3 pseudogenes are annotated in these 4,513 nt (G+C 46.2%); 1 reads left to right on the top strand and 2 read right to left on the bottom strand.

Annotated elements, in window-relative coordinates:
- A pseudogene (locus RTK32_RS19270) lies at positions 1-939 on the bottom strand (hypothetical protein); the annotation flags it as partial.
- A gap of 111 nt (positions 940-1,050) precedes the next feature.
- On the opposite strand from RTK32_RS19270, the pseudogene RTK32_RS19265 reads away from it, so the two are divergent.
- Positions 1,051-1,594 (top strand): annotated as a pseudogene (locus RTK32_RS19265) (IS6 family transposase).
- A 117-nt stretch (positions 1,595-1,711) separates the two neighbouring features.
- Here RTK32_RS19265 and RTK32_RS19260 read toward each other — a convergent pair.
- A pseudogene (locus RTK32_RS19260) lies at positions 1,712-4,513 on the bottom strand (hypothetical protein); the annotation flags it as partial.

The following is a 4,513-nucleotide window of genomic DNA, read 5'->3' as shown; positions in this document are numbered from 1 at the left end:
AGGTGCAGAGAGGCGGGTATTTTTCCCGGACGCAGGGGCCGGCCTGTTCTGTATCATCGCACGAGTATAAGCCTCCGGAGTGGCCGTTGAATTTGACGAAAATGCGGTGAGCCGCTCTGCTGATGAAGAGCAGGGAACTGCGGCATCCCATACTTCTCTGGTGATTTCCACCTGGGTGTCGACCTCAAAAGCGGGAACGCGTCGCGCTGGCCCGGTGTTTTCCTGCATGTCCGGACCGGACGGAATACGGCTCGCCATATTCCCCAGCGCAGTCCAGTAATGACTGGCCCGGATAAAAATGTTAGCCATAAAGGCTGGGACCTTCAGGACACCGCGTTGCGGAGCCCCTTCGTCCATCATCCAGCGCCCCGCCACAATGGCCGTAACCGCCAGGGCCGTAAACAGGTGGATGGAAGTGTGATTTTCTTCGTCGCCAAGAAACTGCTGCAGGAAAGTCTCATCCGTCCAGCCGGTAACGGTATCCCGGATAAAGGCTGCCAGCCGGGAAACAACGTTTATATTCTCAGGAAGACACCCTGATGCCAGGCCGAGGGCATGCAGTGCTGCGGTATCAATATTCCGTCGTTCAGTCGTTGCGGTATAGAGACTGTTTGCTGCGATAACGAGACGGGCCGGGGTGCCGGGAAGTATTTTAGAAAGGCAGGCAGATAGCATTCTGCTCTCCCCGTATTCTCCCAGAGTACGGACAAACTGCTGAACACCGCGGCGGCAGTCTTCCGTGAACGGAACCCGGGAATCGGCAGCGTCTCCGGCCGAAGATGACGGGGCAGCCTCTTGCTCTTCACGGGGGTCAAACCAGGTCTCATCCATTTCAACGTGGTCGATGGCGTCAAACCAGATATCCCGGTCTTTCGGAGTTGAACTATTCCGGGATATATTGGTTGATAACGCAGATGCAAGTGGGTTTACAGGTAACATATTCTTCCTTGTGTAAGTGACTGTTAAGTTAAGGCTTCTTTTTAACACTGTTGCAAAAATCGTCGTATTGATAATACTCTGCGCCCGTTTTCACCCGTCACCACGCAACTCATGAACATATTTAAAAGCTGGCATTTTCAGCGAGACATCATTCTCTGGGCAGTACGCTGGTGCTGCAAATATGGCATCAGCTATCGTGAGCTGCAGAAGATGCTGGCCGAACGCGGCGTGAATGTCGATCACACGACCCTTTCCCGCTGGGTTCAGCGTTATGCCCCTGAAATGGAAAAACGGCTGCGCTGGTACTGGCGAAACCCTTCCGGTTTCCGCTCATGGCATCTTGATGAAACTTATATCAAAGTTAATGGCCGGTGGGCTTATCTGTACCGGGCCGTTGACAGCACTTGCGTTGTTAAAACAGGAGGGACGGTGTCCGCACGATATTGAACACCGGCAGATAAATTATTGAATGTGATCAAGGAAATCTGAAAAGGATAATCAGCGCCACGCTGGGATTTAAATCCATGAATACGGCTTACGCCAGGATAAAAGGGATTGAAGTGATGCGTGCGCTACGGAAAGGTCAGGCCGGATCATTTTATTTTGGGTATCCTTGGGCGCAATGCCTCTGGTGAGCAGAGTCTTTGAAAGATAAGACCTTTCAGTAATACTAAAGGTTGCCTCATAATGATCTTTGCAACAGTGCCAGCCGGAAGTTGCCATGAATATTCTCTTTAATACGGTGGCCGTTACACAGAATTACTTACAGGCTCTATTCAATGTCCCCTGTGAATAAATTTTTCACTACAGAACCTTCTGGTACATTCTTCTTTTCGATTTGTTCAAGTATTACCCCTTCTCGAGGAAAATTTTCTGCTCTTGCTGTTTGCGGCGTGCTACCAGATATCCCTCTGACTCTAAAATAAGTATTAGGCTTGAATAGCCACTCAGACTCATCTCTTATTAAAGACACTGCATCCGCTAAAAGTGGTGTTGGCTGACCCTTTTCTATTTTATAGATTACAAGTGAATCAATACCAACGTGGTTACTTGTGGAAACCATATGTCTTATAAATCCCTCACTATCGGTAACACTCATAAACGGGCGACCATTAGTAACAATATCATTTACTTTAATTTTACCGTTAGCCCATGGAGATCTAATTCCTTTATGAGACTCATACCATGCCATTCGAAGGAATTCGCTCTTGTACTCAGGTATTTTTCCTGGCGTCATGGCTGATATTAATCCATCATAAACAGATTTTTGCTTATTCGTTAGTTCTCTTCCTTCAATGAGACGTCCGTTTAATTTAAAATTAATCTCATTACTTACCGACAGTTCGCCATTACTATATACACCATTATCACCTTTAACGTGTGTCCATTCTCGCATTGCCTGCCTTTCGTTATCAGCCAGTCGAGAAATAGCCGTTTCATATTGAGTGGCATCAATGTTTAATGATTTTAGATTTATATTATTGTATTCTGGATACAATAAAAACTGTGTATCTGGATTTCCCTCAGTTCTTATTTTCAACATGTCTCCATTATTGCCCTCCACATACATAGTATAACTACAGGGAGAATCGATTCCACGTTTAGCTCGTCCAACACAGGAGGATGTTAAGTGTTCTAAATCAGCTATTTTAGCTGGGGTAAATTTATTTTCTTTGAAAGATATATGTAGGATACCTCCATCTTTCCTCTGCAAGGAAAAAAAATCACCCTGTTGCTGTAACTTAATATATTCCCCTTTTATTTTTATGTATTTATTTACATCTGCATCATACCTTAACCCCTGGTGGTCAGGGGCTGAAAGCTTGCCTGCATTCACCTTTTCAGAAACCATTTCTGGTGAAATAAGATTTTCTAAACTTTCAGATACATGAACCGAGGTTTCCCGCTCAAACAGCCAGCGATTACCATCCCACTCAATCGGATGGCCTGCCTTCTCAGCGAACTTCATGTCATATACTTCGTACAGGACGCCCTGTCCCTGGTGTTTGCTGTTCCTTACGGGAACCATTTCGCCGTTCATTTCAACATACCGTCCCCAAGGATAGTGACCGAAATCACCTATTTTTTCCTGTACATATATATTACCGCCCCCGTAGTAGTTCTGGTTATTGTTTCCTCTCGGGATATAATAAAACCCATCTTCTTTTTTTACTTTTATATCCTTTATAATGTCAATCTGCTTATTACTGAAAGCAGGGTGTTCATTATGCGTGCTGAGATGCCATTTCCGTGATAATGGCTCCATATAAACCGGAACAAGTTCTTTTGTCCCTGATGATTTGTTTACAACGATTTCATATTTACCTGCAGCATTCTGCTGAAGTTCATAGTTTTCACCATGTAGCGTTATCTGTCGTTTTCCCTCACTGATTTCGACGTTAAGTCTCGATGAGTCAAAACTACCCGCATAACGCCATGAAAGATTATTTTCATCAACAATGACTCTTCTCTCCAGCATTTCCGGCTTTACCGCATCAGGATGACATGTAACAAATTCACTCTTTTTTTCAGTTGGTTTCAGATAAACTTTGCGCCCGTTATCATTTATTGCTCCTTTTTCATGCTTCAGCTCCAGCAGAATTTCCTTTCTGATACCGGTGTGCGGGTTACGGGTGAAAAAAGCGGCTCTCTTCTGCTCCGGCAAAGCATGGAGTAGTTCTGACGGTTTCACTTTTCCGGCACTTCCCCGGCGCGTAAAAGTCAGTCCATCCACGTCCAGGGACATTGCCAGCTCCGCAATTAAAAGCCTTCTGAATCGTTCTGCACAGATTTCATCCCCCAGGTTCTGATAATATTCCCGTCGTTTGGCATTCGCTATAAGATTCCCGATTAAGGGCTTAATCCCCAGCGTAAGAATATCAGCAGATATGTTGAGGCCATCAGCAACCCCTCGCGCCTCCGGAGAGGGCCTGCTATCTGGATTGTTGTCATAAATCATACGGAACGGGTTTTCTGCTCTCTGGGCCTGAAATATAAGCAATTTCCCCTGGTTTTCACCCTGCGCATCCAGCACCTCCTCTTCAAATGCACAGTGTTCTTTTATATGCTCTGCTGTTCGCGGGTCATGCTCCGCGACCAGTGCCCGTTTCGTTCGGCTGGAATCCACCTCTTCATTATCAAGACGGGCAGCAACCATCGGCATGCCCGCTGCTTCAGAGCGTAAGAACAATTCAAAGTAGTTACCATCATCTGCAGTCATTTGCCCGTGAGATACCAGATACTGCACCAGGCCGGAAATCAGTGCGTTCTTCTTCTGTTCACTATTAATAATATAACTGTCGCTTTTCAAGTCCCGGAAGATACCTGCCGCCATTGTTGATTCTGTTTCAGCCAGTGGCACTGGCGATGCATCCGCAACCGAAAACCTTAAAGGGTCATGCAGGGCTATAAACTGACCTGTTTCATACAGAGCATTGGCAACCGGGTTCAGCATGGTACTGAAGCCACTACCGCTGTTATCTGAATGCGCTGCATTTTGGGCAAATGAGGGGGCTACGTCTCTGCCGGAACCCAGTGCAGAGTGACCAGATGCTGCAGGAAGAGGATTATCGGC

It is taken from the genome of Erwinia sp. (genome assembly GCF_031978025.1).
In the GTDB taxonomy this organism is placed as follows: domain Bacteria; phylum Pseudomonadota; class Gammaproteobacteria; order Enterobacterales; family Enterobacteriaceae; genus Erwinia.
The sequence above is the reverse complement of the archived record's forward strand: the minus strand, read 5'-3'. Positions and strand labels throughout refer to the sequence as shown.